Annotated in this window: 15 protein-coding genes; 7 read left to right on the top strand and 8 right to left on the bottom strand. The window is 38.4% G+C overall.

Translation table 11 applies throughout. The annotated features are described in order from the left end of the window. Positions 1–120 precede the first annotated feature (120 nt). Entirely contained in the window at positions 121–816 is a 696-nt protein-coding gene (locus J7338_RS17495; protein ID WP_210798248.1) for a SapC family protein, read from the bottom strand. 63 nt (positions 817–879) lie between these two features. On the opposite strand from J7338_RS17495, the gene J7338_RS17490 reads away from it, so the two are divergent. Beyond that, the gene (locus J7338_RS17490; RefSeq protein ID WP_210798247.1) at positions 880–1893 is read left to right on the top strand and encodes a cupin-like domain-containing protein; all 1014 of its coding nucleotides are present in this window, start codon (positions 880–882) and stop codon (positions 1891–1893) included. A 132-nt stretch (positions 1894–2025) separates the two neighbouring features. On the opposite strand, the gene J7338_RS17485 is transcribed toward J7338_RS17490, so the two are convergent. The 4 genes from J7338_RS17485 to pgi all read right to left on the bottom strand — a co-directional run bounded on the left by J7338_RS17485 (position 2026) and on the right by pgi (position 9363). After that, positions 2026–4677 (bottom strand): TonB-dependent receptor, encoded by a 2652-nt coding sequence (locus J7338_RS17485; RefSeq protein ID WP_210798246.1) that lies wholly within the window; start codon positions 4675–4677, stop codon positions 2026–2028. A 552-nt stretch (positions 4678–5229) separates the two neighbouring features. Next, entirely contained in the window at positions 5230–5940 is a 711-nt protein-coding gene (gene pgl, locus J7338_RS17480; RefSeq protein WP_210798245.1) for a 6-phosphogluconolactonase, read from the bottom strand. 2 nt (positions 5941–5942) lie between these two features. Then, positions 5943–7415: a glucose-6-phosphate dehydrogenase gene (gene zwf / locus J7338_RS17475; RefSeq protein ID WP_210798241.1), complete on the bottom strand. Its 1473-nt coding sequence runs from the start codon at positions 7413–7415 to the stop codon at positions 5943–5945. Between the two features lie 301 nt (positions 7416–7716). Next, a complete protein-coding gene (gene pgi / locus J7338_RS17470) occupies positions 7717–9363 on the bottom strand; it encodes a glucose-6-phosphate isomerase (protein WP_210798240.1) in 1647 nt (548 codons plus the stop codon). Positions 9364–9712: 349 nt separating this feature from the next. Here pgi and J7338_RS17465 point away from each other — a divergent pair, with 349 nt between their 5' ends. Beyond that, positions 9713–10741, top strand: coding sequence for a LacI family DNA-binding transcriptional regulator (locus J7338_RS17465; protein WP_210798238.1), 1029 nt, complete (start codon positions 9713–9715; stop codon positions 10739–10741). 71 nt (positions 10742–10812) lie between these two features. On the opposite strand, the gene J7338_RS17460 is transcribed toward J7338_RS17465, so the two are convergent. From J7338_RS17460 to J7338_RS17450, 3 genes are all read right to left on the bottom strand, one after another. Continuing rightward, entirely contained in the window at positions 10813–13062 is a 2250-nt protein-coding gene (locus J7338_RS17460; RefSeq protein ID WP_210798237.1) for an aminotransferase class V-fold PLP-dependent enzyme, read from the bottom strand. A 114-nt stretch (positions 13063–13176) separates the two neighbouring features. Then, on the bottom strand, positions 13177–14256 hold the full coding sequence (locus J7338_RS17455; RefSeq protein ID WP_210798231.1) for an AI-2E family transporter: 1080 nt from the start codon (positions 14254–14256) through the stop codon (positions 13177–13179). Further along, positions 14249–14464, bottom strand: a complete 216-nt coding sequence (locus J7338_RS17450; protein WP_210798229.1) for a sulfurtransferase TusA family protein — start codon at positions 14462–14464, stop codon at positions 14249–14251. Before J7338_RS17450 ends, J7338_RS17455 begins: the two co-directional genes overlap by 8 nt. 136 nt (positions 14465–14600) lie before the next feature. On the opposite strand from J7338_RS17450, the gene J7338_RS17445 reads away from it, so the two are divergent. From J7338_RS17445 to J7338_RS17425, 5 genes are read left to right on the top strand one after another with little or no spacing between them, the layout of a single operon-like run. Beyond that, a complete protein-coding gene (locus tag J7338_RS17445) occupies positions 14601–15266 on the top strand; it encodes a hypothetical protein (protein WP_210798227.1) in 666 nt (221 codons plus the stop codon). Position 15267: 1 nt separating this feature from the next. Next, a complete protein-coding gene (gene bepA, locus J7338_RS17440; protein WP_210798224.1) occupies positions 15268–16728 on the top strand; it encodes a beta-barrel assembly-enhancing protease in 1461 nt (486 codons plus the stop codon). A 54-nt stretch (positions 16729–16782) separates the two neighbouring features. Beyond that, a complete protein-coding gene (arsC, locus tag J7338_RS17435) occupies positions 16783–17130 on the top strand; it encodes an arsenate reductase (glutaredoxin) (protein WP_210798220.1) in 348 nt (115 codons plus the stop codon). Continuing rightward, complete coding sequence (wrbA, locus tag J7338_RS17430) at positions 17130–17684, top strand: NAD(P)H:quinone oxidoreductase (RefSeq protein WP_210798219.1); 555 nt, start codon at positions 17130–17132, stop codon at positions 17682–17684. The genes arsC and wrbA overlap by 1 nt, the downstream gene beginning before the upstream one ends. Next, positions 17681–18145 carry a DUF2069 domain-containing protein gene (locus J7338_RS17425; RefSeq protein WP_210798217.1) on the top strand — a complete coding sequence of 155 codons (465 nt, stop codon included), beginning with the start codon at positions 17681–17683 and terminating at the stop codon, positions 18143–18145. The genes wrbA and J7338_RS17425 overlap by 4 nt, the downstream gene beginning before the upstream one ends. Positions 18146–18199: the final 54 nt, after the last annotated feature.

Below are 18199 nucleotides of genomic sequence, written 5' to 3'. Positions count from 1 at the left end.
ACAAAAATGGAAGTGAAATGTTTGTTGCAATTTGTACGTTGGACTTTTTTAAAATGAACTGCTGTCAATCATCGGTTGTTCATCCTCAGCCCAAAACTTACGTATAGCAGTTTAATGCATTTATCCTATTCTAGATTTGTCGATAAGTCGCTGAAATTGACCTAAAGAAATTAACTGAGAATAAATAGCCTCAAGCATTCCACTTTTCTGTAATTCAAGTAATTCTTCATCACTTAATGTGTTTAATAAGTCACGATCCACAGAAAATAAACCTGAGATTTGCTTTTTATCACCATCACCTAAATCAAACTTGAAGTTTTGCTCGACAAGCAAACCTAACTCACTTAGCTTTTCGATAAACTGATTGCCAATCACTTCTTGCTCAGCTAAGTGTTTTAATTGCTTTTTCTTCTCAAGCATATAGGCAGATGGTTGTCCATCATCAGCAACTAAAGCAACCCCTTCACCTAGATCATTTAACTCATCTGAATTAATCGCAATTACGATGTCCCCTTCAGCATTTTTTGCTAACGAAAAAGGGTATTTAGATATATTCTGTGGAACATAAACCGTATCAAAATGATCATCATCGATAAACACATTCGAGCCAGCTTGCAAACCTAAAATAGCGACCATATGATAACCTTCATTTTTTGACTTAATGAAAGAAATTGGGAAGTTTAAAGCTACTTTTGCAATTTCACTAGGTACAATGCTTACCATATGTAGGTGGCTAGCGTATGAATATTTACCACTAATTTGAACAGAATACTTTTTATGTTTTTCCAAGCTGAATATTTCATAATTATCTGACATAAATCACTCATCTATATGTTATTATTTTATTAAAAGTAACATGTATTTAAGGTAAGTTAAAGCATGAACATACAACGAATCGACGCGAAAGAAATTGATAATTTAAAGCATTATCTTGAAAGCAAAAACACACCAATAATCTTAACCAACTTATTTAACAATTGGCCAGCTTTAAATATTGCGAAACGCTCTGAAGAAAAAATATTACGCCACTTAATAAGCCAAGCGAAACCAGAGCTTGTTAACACTTTAGTTATTGATGAAAAACACAATGGATTAATTGGTTTTTCAGATGATACTTTTGAGTCATATACTTTTAAGAAATACGATGCTCCTTTTCCTTCGGTACTTAAAAAGCTTATTCTTAATTTAAAGTCAAACAATACCGATGTCATCGCAGTACAAAGTGCCTTAATAAAAGATTGCTTAACTTCATTCTTGAAAAATAACCCTTCCCCTGACTTTTTAGATAATGTTGATCCTAGAATTTGGATAGGCAACTCTACTACAGTACCAGGACACTATGACTGTGAGCATAATATTGCTTTTAACCTTTGCGGAAAAAGAACTTTTTATCTACTACCTGCCGAAGCTATTTCAAATTTATATGTTGCACCACTGGATTTTTCCATAGCGGGTCCCGCTGTTAGTCAAGTCGATTTTTCGCAACCTGACCTTACTAAGTTTCCAAAGTTCTCTAATGTAAAAGCTCAAGTATTAAAGGCATCACTAAATGAAGGAGAAGCTTTATTTATTCCACCGCTGTGGTGGCATAATGTAAAAGCAACTGAAAAAATAAATATATTAATTAATTATTGGTGGAAAAATGAAACCACAACCCAGAGTATAAACAACAATGCTTCCGATAGTTTATTACATAGCATTTTAACAATTAGACATTTACCTGAGCATCAGAGAAAATCATGGCAAAAAATTTTTGATTATTATGTTTTCAATAAATCAGACCCCTTCAATAAAAAAACTAAAAGTTATGATGGAATATTAAGTGGTAATAAAAACAAAATTAAACTGGCATATGAAGCACTAACCTCAAGAATAAAAAGCAATAACCACTAATTTATTAATAACACATTAAACCGCCAACTTATTTAATTCACTATGCTGATAAATTTTTTAATATCACATTGATTTTGTAAGTTGGGCAAAAAAATGCCGCTAAATTGCGGCATTTTTTATATGAGTTGAATCTTAGAAGCGAAAGTTAGCACCAAGAACAAATCGGCGACCATTTTCATAAATTGATAGTACACGATCTTCACTAGTGTTGAACTCAACAACTTTTTCATCAGTTAAGTTTATAGCTTCTAATACAACCGAAATATTTTCAGTTACATTATAAGTAGTACTAAAATCTAACTGACCGTAGTCATCATTCCACAATTCTGTACCTGATGAATGAAGTCCTTTGTACCATTTAGTACGATAGTTATACATTGCACGAACAGAAAACATATCATTTTCATAAAATGCAGAAGCGTTTAACATATTTTCTGATGCGCCCATAACTAAACCTGAACCAGGGTTTGCTACATCACGTTCGCCATCATTATTTGCATCTGTGTATGTATAGTTAGCAGACACACCAAAACCATTACCTAAATCATACTGAAGTGATGCTTCTAAACCAGTTGTAGTACCACCTTCACCATTTGCAGGACGAGAAACTGTTGCTGTAACCCAGCTAGAATTTTGCTGATCATAAAAATCTTGCGTAGATGTAGCTGTAGTTTGATAACTTTCAATATCTTTATAGAATAACGTTACAGCGAATAATGACGCATCATCAAAATAGTATTCCCAAGCGGCATCAAACTGGTTTGCTATTTGTGGAGCTAGGTTAGGGTTACCGGCTTGTGCTGTAGGGTTCGTTTCTCCTAAATCACCAGGCGCTGTAATTGGCGATATATCAAAGAAGTTAGGACGAGCCATTGTTCTAGCTGCAGAAAGGCGGACAATTTGGTCTTCTGCTAAGTCATATGACAAGTTAAAATTAGGTAAAATCTCTGTATAGCTGCGAGATTCAGTAACCCATTCAAGTGTTGTTGGTGTTGAATTTGCATTTTCACCTGGATTTTTAACTGTTAATAGACCCTCTGAATCAGAAGAGAATAAGTAACCTGAAGAGTCTTGATCTGTTCTAGCTACACGAATACCAATATTACCGCGGTAATCATCGCCAGAAAAATCACCTTGTACATAATAAGATGTTTTCTTTTCAACTACTTCAAAGATCTCACCTAAGTTTTTATGTACAGCATAAGAGGCATTTGGACCTAAACCAAGTTCTATCATTTGAGCGCTGTTATGCGTTAATTGTTGCGTAATATCACCATTAACAACATCCGCACCTACGCTATCACTACCGACAGCAAGATCACACTTCGCTAAGGTCTTACATTGCGAAGACAAGATCTGAGTCATGTAATTAGGGCTTGTACCATCCGTTGCAACACCCCAATGCCAGCTATATGCATTTCTGTCTTGTGTACGTTTTTGATCGCGATATTTCACACCAAATTTAACAGCTGTGAATGCACCTAATTCTACAGGTACATCAAAGTCAACTTGCCCATATGACTCATCATCAGTTGTTGGTTTATTACCACCCCAAATCCAACCACCATTAAATTTAGAAGGATCAGTACCATCAACCCCAGCATTTACTGTAGGTGTAGAGCCTGTTAAATCGAAGTTATAGTCACCTTGTCCACCATATTCCCACGATGTTTCATTTAAAGTACCCCCTTCAGCTGCAGTAGTACCTAACTCAACATTCATAGAGAAAGAATCAGTTGCAAAATCAACATCTAAGTGAATTGAGTTTGTATCTGTTTTTGAAATACGGTTGATGTGATTCCAACGAACATCGGTACCACCAGTGCCTTTAACTGCATTACTGCCTACGTATGTTAAATCAGCTCCTGCGCCAGGATTCATTAGTAAGAAATTAGAGTTAGTGTTATTAACATCCATTTTCGAATCTAAGATGTTTAATGTTGCACTAAAATCATCAGAAGGTGCGAACTGAATTGAACTGAAGAAAGTTGTTCTTTCACGATCTTGACGGAAAACAGGAACGCCCATAGTACGCGGCGCGTAAGTACCGTCAGCTGAATTTGCATCCCAACCTAGTACTTCAAAACCTTCACGACGAACTGTACGGTCAGATTTTGAACCTGAGATCAAAATACCAAACTTTTCGTCTTCGTTTTTCCAAGAATAAAAACCTTCAACTAATGGATCATGTTCTTCTGATGATTCTGAATACTGACTCTGTAACGTGATATGAGTCGTGCCAGAATCTAAATCGAGTGGTTTACGCGTTCTTAAAATAACAGTACCACCAATTGAACCTTCATCTAAACGAGCTTCTGGTGATTTGTATACTTCAAGGCTACTTACTAGTGAAGAAGGTAGCATAGTGAAGTTAAAACTACGTGATGGATTATCAAGTATAAACCAATCAGCTGTACCTACGTTTTGACCATTCAATAAAGTACGGTTTTTAGTCGGATCAGAACCACGAACAGTAATTTTTTCACCTTCACCAAACTCACGGCTAACACCAACACCTGTAATACGTGAAAGTGATTCAGCAACGTTTTTATCTGGGAATTTACCAATATCTTCTGCAGTAATGGAGTCGACAACAGCATTTGCAAAACGCTTATTGTTAATATCAGCTTTAGCTGAAGCGCGAATACCGCGTACTTCGATTACTTCAACGTCTTCTTGAACTTTTGTTTCATCAGCTGCATAAGCAGCACCAGCGAATCCGGCACTCATTACAAGACCGATATTTACTGCTAATAAGCTTTTTTTAAAATTTTTAGCTAACACAGAATTCCCCTTGAATCATTTTGTTGGTTTTATTTATCACTTCTGCCCAGTGATGATGACAGCGTTGTCATCTAGTAACAAACCATACACTCTAAATTACATATTTGCTACATCTTTTTAGCCATTTTGTGCAAAAAAATAGCTATAAAAATACTAACCAATTGAATCTTAATACATTAAAAAATTGAGTTTATAAATTGTTACAGTTTTACGGCGGGAAAATAGCATGGTTAAGTTCAAAAACAGAAAACCACATGCACTTTTTTAGGAGGTAATTTTATTATTTTAGATAAGTCTTAGTGTAAAAAACCTTCCACTTATTCTATACAGAAAGGACATTTCGCTTATTTGCTGATAAGAATATAACTTTAGCTGGATGAACAAAAACGCATCTCTTCACATTACAATGATAGCGCTGTCACTATAAAACATAACTTAGTTAACTCAAAGAATTTATGGGGCTTGTTATTTCGAGCTTATTTTCGTGTTGGTAAAAGAGAAAGAAATGCAGGCTTTATAGCCTGCATTTTAAAGTTTGGGTCGATTAAGTCGTTACGGAGCCCAATAAACTTCAATATTTATTGTTGGGTGATTTAAAACTGCACGTAGTGGCATGTCGTTTACATCTCCACCGGCTTTTGCTGCTTTATATACAGCAAGCTTTTCTTCTCCACTGATCAGTAACTTAACCACTTTAGACTGCGCAATCGCTGCTAAAGTTAACGTCATACGTTCGGTAATATTCCCTGTTACTTCACTTTCTATAGCATTAATTGCACATACCAATTGTGATGTTTCAAGCCCTTGCTGTAAACCGCCCGCATGTGGAAATAATGAAGCGGTATGACCATCCGGTCCCATGCCTAATATAGTCACATCAAATGGACGTTTCAGTTGTTGGTACGCAGCTTCACATTCTGCACTACCCTGTTGGGCAGTCTCGGCATTGTTTTTCATAGTAATGAAGTTAGCTGCCGCACCATGATTTTGTAATAACGTGCTTTTAATAAACGCTTCATTACTTTTTTCATGTGCTACATCAACCCAACGTTCATCAACCATAGCAACATCTATCTTTTCCCAATCTAATGCTAGATTAGATAAGTGCTTATAAGCGGGTGCGGGTGATGAACCACCTGATACCATCAGTACGGCACGGCCATCAGCTTCAATACCGCTGACTAACCTTTGTTCAAGTGTTGTAGATAGCTCTGCGGTTAATGCATCTTTTGAATCAAAAAATTTCTCAACTATGGTTGCCATTGTTATGCCTTATCGCCAGTGTTAAACCAAACATGATTATTTTCAGCTAATAGCTCATCTGCATCATCAGGTCCCCAGCTACCGGCACGGTATAAAGCAGGCTTACCTTTTTCTTGCCAGCGCTCGATAATTGGGTCAATCCATTTCCAAGCTTGACGTACTTCATCACGGTGAATAAACAGAGATGGATTATTTGCAGTCGCATCTAACATCAAGCGTTTGTATGCATCTGAGTGGAAACCATTACTATAAGCTTGCGACAGCTCAATGTTCATGGTTACCGGCTCTAATTGCATCTCTAAATTATCAAGGCGCTTTGACATCAAGGTTAATTGAATTGTCTCTTCTGGCTGGAGGCGGATAACCAAACGGTTTGGTTCAATATTGCCAACATTATCACCGTACACATTGTGTGATACTTTTTTGTATTCAACCACAATTTCAGCGCAGCGTTTTGCCATACGTTTACCTGTACGTAGGTAAAATGGCACACCAGCCCAACGCCAGTTATCTATATGAGCACGAATTGCAACGAATGTTTCTGTTTTACTTGAGCCTTCATTTAATTCTTCAAGATAACCTGGGACAATTTTGCCATCCAAATCACCCGGTACATATTGACCACGAATAATGTTGTTATCTACATCCGTTGCAACAAGTGGGCGTAGTGATTCCAATACTTTTAACTTTTCAGTGCGGATGCTGTTTGCATTAAGTTTATTTGGTGATTCCATTGCCACTAAGCATAACAATTGTAATAAATGGTTTTGCACCATGTCACGTAAAGCACCGGCTTTATCGTAAAACCCAGCACGGCTTTCAAGGCCAACGGTTTCCGATAAACTGATTTGAATATTATCAATTGATTTAGCATCCCACATGTTTTCAAACAATGAGTTTGAAAAACGCAGTGCCATTAAGTTTTGTACTGTCTCTTTACCTAAGTAGTGGTCGATACGGAAAATTTGCTCTTCGCTAAAAAACTCTGCAATTTTTGCATTGATCTCTTCTGCTGAATTACCACAATAACCAATTGGTTTTTCAACAACGACACGTGATGTTGCAGTGATAAGGCCTTTGCTAGACAGTATTTCACAGCAGCTGCCATATACCGCAGGAGGAAGTGATAAATAGAACACGCGAGATTTGTCTGCATCGTGCTCATCAAGTATTGTTTTTAGTTTATCCCAATCATCGTCCGCTTCGGTAACATTGGTTACAACTGGCACTAAACACGCGGAAAAAGCTTTCCAATCTTTAGCATTAAACTCACCTTTACCTAAAAATTCTTTTAATGCCTGATGGGCTGTTTCTATGTATTCAGCACGTTTACTTTCTTCACGAACCGTCGGTAAAATACGAGAACCTTGTGGAAGGTTGCCTTCTTGATATGCGCGATACATTGCAGGTAATAATTTGCGTAATGCAAGATCACCACCGCCCCCAAAAATTACAATATCAAAAGGATTTAACATAATTTACTCTCTACGTTTGCTATGCCCCGTTGTCAACTATCCACTATTGATAGTGCAGGCATATATTCTTGTTGTTTAGTTGATGTCAGCTTTTTGGCATCGTACTCGAGAAAAAGCCTGTTGAATTCGCTTGTTTTTATCACTGAATATTGATTCAGCTGTATTCATTTCAAACTGGTATTAAATGAGTCTTAGGGGCTCTGTATATCCTCTCACAAATATACGGGCCCTAAGAACTCCAGCGTTACCCGTTCAAAGGTATTTGGTTGCACGGCACAATTGGATTGTACAGTGCGAATTTTTAATCCGCTCGACGTTGTTTATAATAGCTCATTAAGCCATTTGTCGAACTATCATGTGGATGACTTATATTGTCATCCAATAACTCAGCTTCAATTTTTGAGGCTAAGCCTTTACCAAGTTCAACACCCCATTGATCAAACGAACAGATCTCTAAGATGATACCTTGGCAAAAAATCTTATGTTCATACAAAGCGATTAATCGACCAACCGTTTTTGCATCCACCGTATCTAACAGCATTGATGTGGTAGGGCGATTACCCTGATGAATTTTATGATTCAACAATTCTGTAATTTCAGTTTCAGATTTACCTTTGGCTGTTAAATCAGCACGAACTTGCTCGGCATCAACTCCCATCATCATCGCTTCGGTTTGTGCAAAAAAGTTCGATAATAAAATGTCGTGATGCTGACCAATATTAACCTGAGGTTTAATAGAGGCAATAAAATCAGCCGGCACAATTACATTGCCTTGGTGCAAACACTGATAAAAGGCATGTTGGCCATTAATGCCGGTCATACCCCAAATAATTGGCACTGTGGTATACGGTACAGTGTTGCCTGCAAAATTTACATGCTTACCATTACTTTCCATTTCACCTTGCTGCAAATAGGCAGGCAACATATGTAGAGCTTGGTCATAAGGTAAAATTGCTTGTGAATCGAAACCTAAAAAGCTGGTATTCCATACACTCAACAAAGCCATTAATAATGGCACATTTTCTGCTAATTCGGCCGTTTTAAAGTGTTCATCAACTTCAAATGCACCTTCAAGCACTGCTTCAAATGTCTCAAAGCCTAAGTACAGTGCAATTGGTAAGCCTATCGCACTCCATAATGAAAAGCGACCACCTACCCAATCCCACATTGTGAATACGTTTTCATCTGCAATACCAAACGCTGCCGTTTTTTCTAAATTAGTACTTACTGCTACAAAGTGTTTAGCAATGGCTTGCTTGTCATCGGCTGACTCTAAAAACCATTTAACGGCGGTTTTTGCGTTGGTCATGGTTTCAGATGTTGTAAATGTTTTTGAAGAAATCACAAACAAAGTTGTTTCAGGATCGATGTCTTTCAATACTGACGCAATTTGTACGCCATCAACATTTGAAACGTAATGTACTTTTAATGAGTCATCTGCATAGCTTTTCAGTGCTTCCGTGGCCATTTGTGGGCCTAAGTTTGAACCACCAACACCAATGCTCACAACATCTTTCACGGCTTTACCGGTATAACCTAACCATTGCCCGCTACGTACTTTTTCAACAAACAGTTTAACCTTTTGTAATTCAGCGTTAACCACCGAACTTACATTCTCGCCATCTACAACTAATGATGATGCACTACGGTTACGAAGTGCAGTATGAAGCACGGCTCTATCTTCGGTGGTATTAATTTTTTCGCCGCTAAACATTTTATCTCGCCAATGAGCGATATCACACTCTTGTGCTAAAGACAGTAACTGTGTCATTACGCTGTTATCAATCAATTGTTTTGAATAATCAAATAAAACGCCAGGGATCTGAGTCGAAAATTGCGCAAATCGCGTGCTGTCATTGGCAAATAAATCTTTAAGATGAACTTTCTTCATCTTATTCGCACTTTCTTGTAATGCTTGCCAACTAGCTAATTGTGAACGACAACTCATTTTTAACATCCCCTTAAACTTGCAACAAACTGATTTATAACTATCTTTATATGAATAAAGTGAAATGATAGCGTATTGATTTACAAACAAAGTTAACAATAAGTTAGAATGACAGCGCTGTCAATAAGCTAGTTTCATATTTTATAATCGAGATAATAACGTACTTTCACTCATTTGACACCGGTATCATAAAAATTATCTCAATTATTTTACTGCTAATTTTACTGAACATTAGATACACTAACTGGTCTTGATGAAGAATTAATGAATAACACGTTTGTTAAGTCTACTTAAATGTATTCTTATCAAGAATATGACAACGCTAAAACAATAACCTAAAAGTAACTCTATGAAAGTAACTATAAATGATGTAGCGAGGCTCGCTGGGGTTTCGATGAAAACGGTTTCGCGGGTGATCAATAAAGAACCATCTGTTCGTAAAAAAACTTACGATATAGTCATGGATGCTGTAAAAGAGCTGAACTATCAGCCAAATCTTGCAGCGCGAAACCTCGCTGGCACGTCATCATTTACGGTTGGTTTGGTTTATGACAATCCTAATGCGTATTACGTAATTGATATGCAAAATGGTGTGCTCTCTCGCTGTAAAGACGAAGGTTATGAATTGGTGATCCATCCTTGCACTTACACAGATACAAATATGAAAGATGAATTTATTACCATGATCAAGCGATCTCGTTTAGCGGGGCTTGTGCTTACACCGCCATTGTCAGAACAAAGTAGTATTACCAATTTACTTGATGAGTTGAATATTCACTACGTTAGAGTGTTATCCGGGCGCCCAACTGATGAAGATCAAGATACCTGCATTTATGTAAACGATTATAAAGCAGCATATGAGATCACTACCCATTTATTAACACATGGTCATGAAAATATAGGTTTTATTTGTGGTGATAAAGAGCATAAATCAACATCAGAGCGTCTTGAAGGGTATAAAGCAGCACTGGCAGATCATAAAACTCACTTTAACAGTGAATTGGTCTATGATGGCAAGTACTCCTTTGAGTCAGGTGTTGAAGGTGCAAAAGCATTGTTAGGCGATGACAACAAACTAGCGATCACTGCAATCTTAGGTGGCAACGATGAAATGGCCGCAGGTGCTTTATTTGCGTCACGCTTAATGGGTATTGACATTCCTCGACAGTTATCTATAACGGGCTTTGAGGATTCTCCTTTCTCCCGTCAGACATGGCCAAAGTTAACCACCGCTCATCAAGCAAACGATGTTATCTCTCAACATGCTGCAAGGTTATTATTTACCAAAACTCGCGGTGCTCGTAACCAAGATAAAGACATCATCACATCATTTACCCCCTCAATTGTGATCCGTGAAAGTTCAGGGCCAAAACAATAACGTTACAATGCTATTAAAAACAATAAAGGCGCTTACAAGCGCCTTTATTGTTTTTGTCTTTAATTTCTACATTAAAGCAATGCCATTCCACCGCTAAGATTATACACGTCAGTAAAGCCAAGCTGAGATAAGTTAGTTGCCGCTTGTTTTGAACGATTACCGCTGCGACAAAGTAAAATATATTTCCCTTGAGTGCTTAATTGTCCTGCGACTAAGGCGTTGGCCATTCTACTTAGCGGAATATTCATCACTCTTGCAGAGCTGACTGCAAATAACTGAGAAATATTATTTGCCCCATGCTCATAGGGTTCACGGGTATCAATTAAATAGACATCGCTTATAGTTAACATATCTTTTGCTTGCACGGCACTTAGTTCATAAGCCGTACTGAATTGTAAACTGTCAGCATAACCACACAAAGTTGCAAATTTACATAAATTGTCCTCATCGCTGCGTTGTTTGTTATTAGCAAATTCAGTATCACTTAATTCATTGCTCAATAATGCTTGCAATAACGGCGTTTGCTGTTGTTGAACTTGCCAATTAATAGCAAAACATTGCTGGTAATCATGACCAGAACAAATAACCGTCGATTCAACTAAGTATGCTGATAGTTGACGTAACGAGTGTGCCATAACTAACGCGTCCCCACCGTCAATTGCTGTATTACCAAGCCCTGCTGGCAGCAGCAAATCACCGCAAAAACAAAATAGCACTTGTTGAGAGCTGTTACATTTCAATAAGTAGCTAACACTGTCTTTGCTGTGCCCGGGAGTAGCTAAGCGCTCAATGGTGCATTCAGGTAATGCAATACTCGTTTGCTGCACTGGCCAACCTAATTCATGCTCGTCTTGCAAGCTGAACTTTAAGGCTTGTGCCAACAATGTAGTCGCACAGCATCGTTCTTGATGGGCATGAGTGTCTAAAATAGCTGCTACTGTTAAATTTTGTGTGTGTACTATTTTTTCAAGACGCGGTATAAGCTCAATAATAGGGTCAATAACCACCGCTTGTTTATCTTGACTGACATACAGCCAACAGCACGCACCTTGATGTCTAAATTGTGTTAACCCTAATGCGCACGCTTCTTGCTGTGGTGATGACGAATCTGAAACCACCAAACAATTAGCTTGTAATATTGATTTAAGTGAACGAATACGCTTACAGGCAGAGGTTATTTCAGCTTGAGTTGTTGCCGGTCCAAATGATAAACGTATTGCATTTTCACTACACCAATCACTCACTCCCATAGCATCTAACACAAAACTACGATTTGCGCCCGAGCTACAAGCCGAGCCACCACTGATACGAATGCCTGCCGCATCGAACAAATCCATCACTTCTTTACTACTGAGTTCATCAACAGCAAAATTTAACGTTGTTGGTACTGATAATGCAAAAGTATGATTAAAGGTTATATTACCAAAGGTATCCACTAACGCATGGTGTAATTGCTCACGGTAGCTATTTAGCACATCGAGTGATTTAAAAGTGTCGTCCGTTTTATCAAGCAATAAACAAAACAGCTTGTTAAGACCTGCAATACCGGGCAAGTTTTCAGTACCGGAGCGCATGCCACTTTCTTGGCCACCACCAGCAATAAATGGTGTATAAGCACTGCCTTGACGAATATATAACACGCCAATACCTTTCGGTGCGTAAAGTTTATGGCCTGAAAATGGCGCGTAGTCAATCGTTGTATCGCTAAGGGCTAATGCGGTTTTCCCTAGCGCTTGTACGCAGTCCACCATCCACGCAACTTCCGTGTTATGTGTTCGTATTACCTTTTCAATCGCTTTTAAATCTTGATAAACACCGGTTTCATTGTTAACCGCCATGGTACAAATCATCAGTGCATCATTGGCGTGTTGAGCAATAAAATCTAAATCTAAAAGGCCATCACTCGATACTGGGATCGCAAGCACGGTTGCGTTTATACCCAATACGCTATTCCAATGTATTAAGGTATTAGGTACCGCTTTATGCTCAGTCGCACCGTATAATAGCACTGGGTTTTTAATGGTGTGATTCTTAGCCGCGATTAATGTTGACACTACAGCGGTTTGAATGCCTTCAGTAGCTCCTGAAGTAAATAAAATATCGCCCTGCTGTGCACCTATCACATTACGCGCTTTTTGACGCGTTTGCTCTAATAAGTGTTTAGCTTGAATACCGGTAATATGAGAAGAAGAAGGATTACCAAAACAAATTTGCATCGTATGCGAGACAACCTCAGCAATGCACGGTAACACAGGGGTTGTTGCGTTTGCATCAAGGTAAATTTGTGAACAAGTGTCAGTTGGAAATAATAAATCAGACATTAGAAAACGCACCATATTACTAAAAGATATATCTTATAACCCATTCTACATAAAATTCATGAGCTGCGTAATAATCAATTAGTCTCTCAAGTGCGTTATCTATACTATTTATGACTAACGCTGTTTTTGCTCGCTCGCTTGTTCTTCATGTTTAGTCGACCATGCATTAAGTAATGCTTTAACTAAGGAAGCCAAAGGGATTGCAAAAAACACGCCCCAAAACCCCCATAACCCCCCAAAGAATAGCACCGCGACAATAATAAATACCGGATTTAAATCAACCGCTTCAGAGAATAGTAACGGCACTAACACATTACCGTCCAGCGCTTGAATAACACCGTAGATAATCAAGATAGTCCAAAACTGAGTTTCTAAACCAAATTGAAATAATGCTACGGCTGCAACTGGAATTGTTACTAGGGCAGCGCCGACAAAAGGGATCAACACCGATAACCCCACTAGTACGCCCAATAGCGCTGCATAACGTAAATCAAAAATAGTGAACGCGATAAACGATACAGAGCCTACAATCAAAATTTCAAACACTTTACCACGAATATAATTCATGATTTGTTGGTTCATTTCATGCCACACCTGTAGAATTAAGCGTCTTTGCTTAGGAACAAGTTTTTCTGCGCTTCTGATCAACTCAAGCTTATCTTTAAGCATAAAAAACACCAGCAATGGTACTAAAATAAGGTAGATCAACCATGCCACGACATCTTTTAATGATGTTAGCGAGACAGATAACAACACTTGACCAAACTCAATTGCTTTCGTTTCAACGCTCATTACCATGGATTGCACTTGTTCGGCGCTAATTAAGCTCGGGTATTGCTCAGGTAAGTGCAGTAAAAATGATTTTCCCTGTTCTATCATGTGTGGGCTTTCTTGCACCAAATTACTGGCTTGCTGCCACAAGATAGGTCCCATGCCAATCAATAAGGCCAACATCAGTCCTGAAAAAATCAACATGACAATAATAGTGGCAGTAAAACGGTGTAAGCCAAAATGTTCTAAATGCGCAACAGGCCAATCAAGCAGATAAGCAATCACTAATGCAATTAACACGGGTACAATAAGTGCACCAAAAAAATAAAACATCGCCATTAAAGCGAGTAATAAAAACAATAAAGTCACTGAATGTGGATCTGAAAACTTTCTTTCGTACCACATTTTTACATATTCAAACACTATTTAGCTCCACGATTAACAACCCACGCTGTTGTTCTAATTTGTATTGATAATGATTTTTTTGCAAAAAGCGCTCCATATCTTGAGTAGATTGATCTACTAAAAGTGTAAACTTTATGGTTTTCGCAGTTGCAGCTTGGCGTAAAGCCAATTTAAACTGGATAAATTGCTGCGGGCATTTAAATCCGCGCAAATCTTGCTCTAGCATAACCAAGTATCTACCCTATAAAAATAAATAATAATACGGTCCTTATCAGTACTATTAATAACAAATGTAACTTTTTCTTAAAACACGCATCGCAATAGTTTATCCTTATAGCATAGTTAGTAGTAAGGATAAGTTAATGTCTGGCACGCATAATAAAGCGCAACTACCCAGTAATCCAACTCTCAAAGAAATTAACTGGTATAAAAAACAAATAAATTGGGGCGAACTCCCGCCCTTCTATCACCTTGTCGCCTCTTCGGTGAGTGAGTCAGAAGGGATATTAGAACACGGTTTTGACAATGCCGTTAAAAGAATAATAGATAGGCGCAATTGGAATCTCGATTTACTAGGAGGTCATGAAGACGCTCTTGGAGAGATCCACTGTGAAAACAAGCCAAGAATTGCGTTACACCAAGTATTTACCGACCGAGGCTTTGAATTATGGGCATTACCCTATGCAAAAGACATTACAATAGATAAATACGTTAAAGATAACCGCTTTATAGAGTTTAATGAATGGGATCCGGTATCAATGAAAAGTTTGATCCGAATAAACCAATTACATAAATTTATTGGTTTTTACTTTGAACGTGGTGACAAAGCAGATAAAGCGATAATTCTTCATGCACACAAAGTAGTTCATAAAATCATTAATTTTTTGCAACGAGAATTGAACGTTGTAAAGCTAGATGGTGTCACAATCAAAGAATTGTATCAATTGTGCGAACGAGATAGCAGAGCATGCAGTGATGAAATTGACATTGCTAAACTTATGCTAGGTGAAGACCATAACAAGGAATAAAATGCAGCTTAAATCAGCCTTTATTACATTATGCAGTACACTTTTAACGTTTAGTGTACTGCTCAGTGAGCCATTAAAGGCACAAACTAATTTTACATTACCAGATCTTGGTACGTCAGCATTGCAAGCTATGCCTCTTGAAAAAGAACAAGCGATCGGGAAAGTAATGATGATGCAAATTCGCGGCTCATCCCCCGTTGTTAATGATCCCGTACTTGATGAATACTTAACGACAATTGGCCGCAAACTGGTTGCCAATGCCAATGATGTACGCTTTCCATTTTCATTTTTTTGGATAAACAACCCTGAAATCAACGCATTTGCTTTTTATGGTGGCCATGTTGGGGTGCACACCGGTTTAATTGCGCAATCCGATAACGAAAGTCAGTTTGCCTCTGTGCTTGGCCATGAAATTGCCCACGTAACCCAGCGCCACCTTGCACGTCGCATGCAACAACAACAAGATAACAGTGCACTGACTATTGCCGGTATGATTGCCGGTATTTTAGCAACCGTTGTGTCTCCTGATGCTGGCATAGCAATTATCTCAGCGAGTCAAACACAAAGTGCATTTAGCCAACTCACCCATAGTCGTTCAGCGGAGCAAGAAGCCGACCGAATTGGTATGCAAACGCTCAATAATGCAGGGTTTGATCCTTACGCATCCAGTGAATTCTTAACCAAACTCGCTGCGCAAATTCGTTATAAATACAAGCCGCCAGCTTTTTTACTGACTCACCCATTACCAGAGAGCCGCGTGTCTGACGTGCGCTTACGTGCACAGCAATTTGAAAAACGTCAACTTCCAGATAGCTTAGAATTTAATCTTGCCAAAAGCCGCGTGATTGCTCGCTACCACCAAACACCAGAAGCAGCTGAGAATTTCTTTAGAAAGCTCATACGTGAAAACAGCTTTTATAATAAAACAGCGCTTAATTATGGTTTGGGTATTAGTTTATTGGATCAAAAAAAGCTCGATGAGGCGACGCCAATTTTAGACGAACTTTTAAAGTCTGATCCTAAAAATTTATTCTATATTGATACGCATACTGATCTATTAATAGCTCAGAAAAAAGCCGCAGAGGCAGTCAAGTTTTTAGCCGCATTGCATGAAAATCGTCCAAACAATCAAGTTATTACCTTAAACTATGCCAATGCAGCACTTGAAGCTGAGCAATACGATGTTGCAGTGCAAGTATTAAAATTATTTTTACTAGAAAAACCTGAACATAATTTAGGCATGCAACTCCTTGCAGATGCCTATAAAAAACAAGATAACTTAGCCGCTTATCATGAAGCGAATGCCGACGTGCTCGCACAATACGGTGCCTACTTAAAAGCCGCTGATGAAGTACAAAAAGCACTCAACTTTGTCAAGCCGCAGGAGCTAATTAAACAACAACGTCTCAAAGCATTGCTAACGCAATACCGACAAATGCAAAAAGAGCTCGCAAGGCTTTAAGTCTCGTGTCGCTTGGCCTAAAATAGCCTTACTTTATCAAATTGGATTGTTACTATGTCTGTTACTATTTTTCATAATCCACGTTGTTCAAAATCGCGTGAAACATTAGCCCTACTTGAGCAAAAATCGATTCAGCCAGAGATAATCGAATACTTAAAAACCCCACTGAATCATGCGCAGATCAGCATCTTAGTTAAACAGCTGGGATTTTCTTCGGTACGTGAACTAATGCGTACTAACGAAGATATTTACAAAGAGTTAGACCTTAAAAATGAGCATGATGAAAACGTGCTCATTGCAGCCATGGTGACCAATCCAAAATTAATTGAGCGCCCTATTGTCGTAAATGACCATAAAGCCGCTCTGGGTCGCCCACCAGAAAACGTATTAAGCGTACTTTAATGAGTGTTACTCTTGTTGTGTTGTATCATTCAAGTCATGGCTCTGTTGCTGCTATGGCTCATGAAATTGCAGAGTCGATTGAATGCCAAGGTGGTACTGCACTGTTAAGAACTTTTGTAGCTAGAGAACCTCACGATATTGTGATCAGCAAAGACGACTTAATCCTGTGTGATGGGTTAGCATTTGGTACTCCAACTCGCTTTGGTATGATGGCCTCACAAGCCAAAGCTTTTTGGGAAACCACCAGCGACCTATGGTTAAAAGGGCAATTAATAGATAAACCTGCCTGTGTATTTTCATCATCAAGTAGCATGCATGGTGGTAATGAAGCAACGCTGCTTAATTTGTCATTGCCGTTATTGCACCACGGTATGCTGTTAATGGGTGTACCGTATGAAGTACCAGAATTACTGGCAACGCAAACCGGCGGCACTCCCTATGGCGCAAGCCATGTTGCTGGTGCACAAAATAGCGCGCAATTAAGTAAAGACGAAATTAAAATTTGCCAAAGCGTTGGACAACGCTTAGTTAAAATCACGAGAAAATTACAATGACATCGCACAGCGGTTTAAACCCACAACTCACGCCGAAAAAGGCTATCACTATCCGTTTTCAACGTATTGCAATAATTGGCTATATTGGCTTATTACTGCTGATGCCACTTTGGTTGTTTTTATTAGAGCCCAGAGAAGGTCATAGCAATGGATTTATTTTTGTTGTGTATATTTTGCCGCTTTTACTGCCGCTAAAAGGTATCATTCAAGATAAACCTTATACGTATGCATGGGCAAACTTTATCGTTATGTTCTATTTCATTCACGGTTTTACCCTGCTATGGGTCGCACAAGAACAACTAATATGGGTCGTTTTAGAGCTGCTCTTCGCCAGTATGATGTTTATTGGTTGCACTTATTATGCACGTCGCCGTGGTCAAGAGTTAGGGCTAAAAATTCAAAAGCTAAAAGATGAGCTAGCAACAGAAAAAGCGGCTCATGAATTTGATAATAAAGACTAAAGTTAACAACTAAAAAACGCGCTTAATTAGCGCGTTTTTTGTCTACAATACATG

The organism is Pseudoalteromonas ostreae (assembly GCF_018069805.1).
Classification (GTDB): Bacteria; Pseudomonadota; Gammaproteobacteria; order Enterobacterales; family Alteromonadaceae; genus Pseudoalteromonas; species Pseudoalteromonas ostreae.
This window is presented reverse-complemented; position numbering and strand designations above follow the sequence as displayed.

Coding starts and splice junctions, on each gene's coding strand:
- bepA (WP_210798224.1), top strand. CDS start 15,268: ATGCAGCTTAAATCAGCCTTTATTACATTATGCAGTACACTTTTAACG.
- J7338_RS17425 (WP_210798217.1), top strand. CDS start 17,681: ATGACATCGCACAGCGGTTTAAACCCACAACTCACGCCGAAAAAGGCT.
- pgl (WP_210798245.1), bottom strand. CDS start 5,940: ATGGCAACCATAGTTGAGAAATTTTTTGATTCAAAAGATGCATTAACC.
- J7338_RS17445 (WP_210798227.1), top strand. CDS start 14,601: ATGTCTGGCACGCATAATAAAGCGCAACTACCCAGTAATCCAACTCTC.
- J7338_RS17495 (WP_210798248.1), bottom strand. CDS start 816: ATGTCAGATAATTATGAAATATTCAGCTTGGAAAAACATAAAAAGTAT.
- pgi (WP_210798240.1), bottom strand. CDS start 9,363: ATGAGTTGTCGTTCACAATTAGCTAGTTGGCAAGCATTACAAGAAAGT.
- J7338_RS17460 (WP_210798237.1), bottom strand. CDS start 13,062: ATGTCTGATTTATTATTTCCAACTGACACTTGTTCACAAATTTACCTT.
- J7338_RS17450 (WP_210798229.1), bottom strand. CDS start 14,464: ATGCTAGAGCAAGATTTGCGCGGATTTAAATGCCCGCAGCAATTTATC.
- J7338_RS17465 (WP_210798238.1), top strand. CDS start 9,713: ATGAAAGTAACTATAAATGATGTAGCGAGGCTCGCTGGGGTTTCGATG.
- zwf (WP_210798241.1), bottom strand. CDS start 7,415: ATGTTAAATCCTTTTGATATTGTAATTTTTGGGGGCGGTGGTGATCTT.
- wrbA (WP_210798219.1), top strand. CDS start 17,130: ATGAGTGTTACTCTTGTTGTGTTGTATCATTCAAGTCATGGCTCTGTT.
- arsC (WP_210798220.1), top strand. CDS start 16,783: ATGTCTGTTACTATTTTTCATAATCCACGTTGTTCAAAATCGCGTGAA.
- J7338_RS17490 (WP_210798247.1), top strand. CDS start 880: ATGAACATACAACGAATCGACGCGAAAGAAATTGATAATTTAAAGCAT.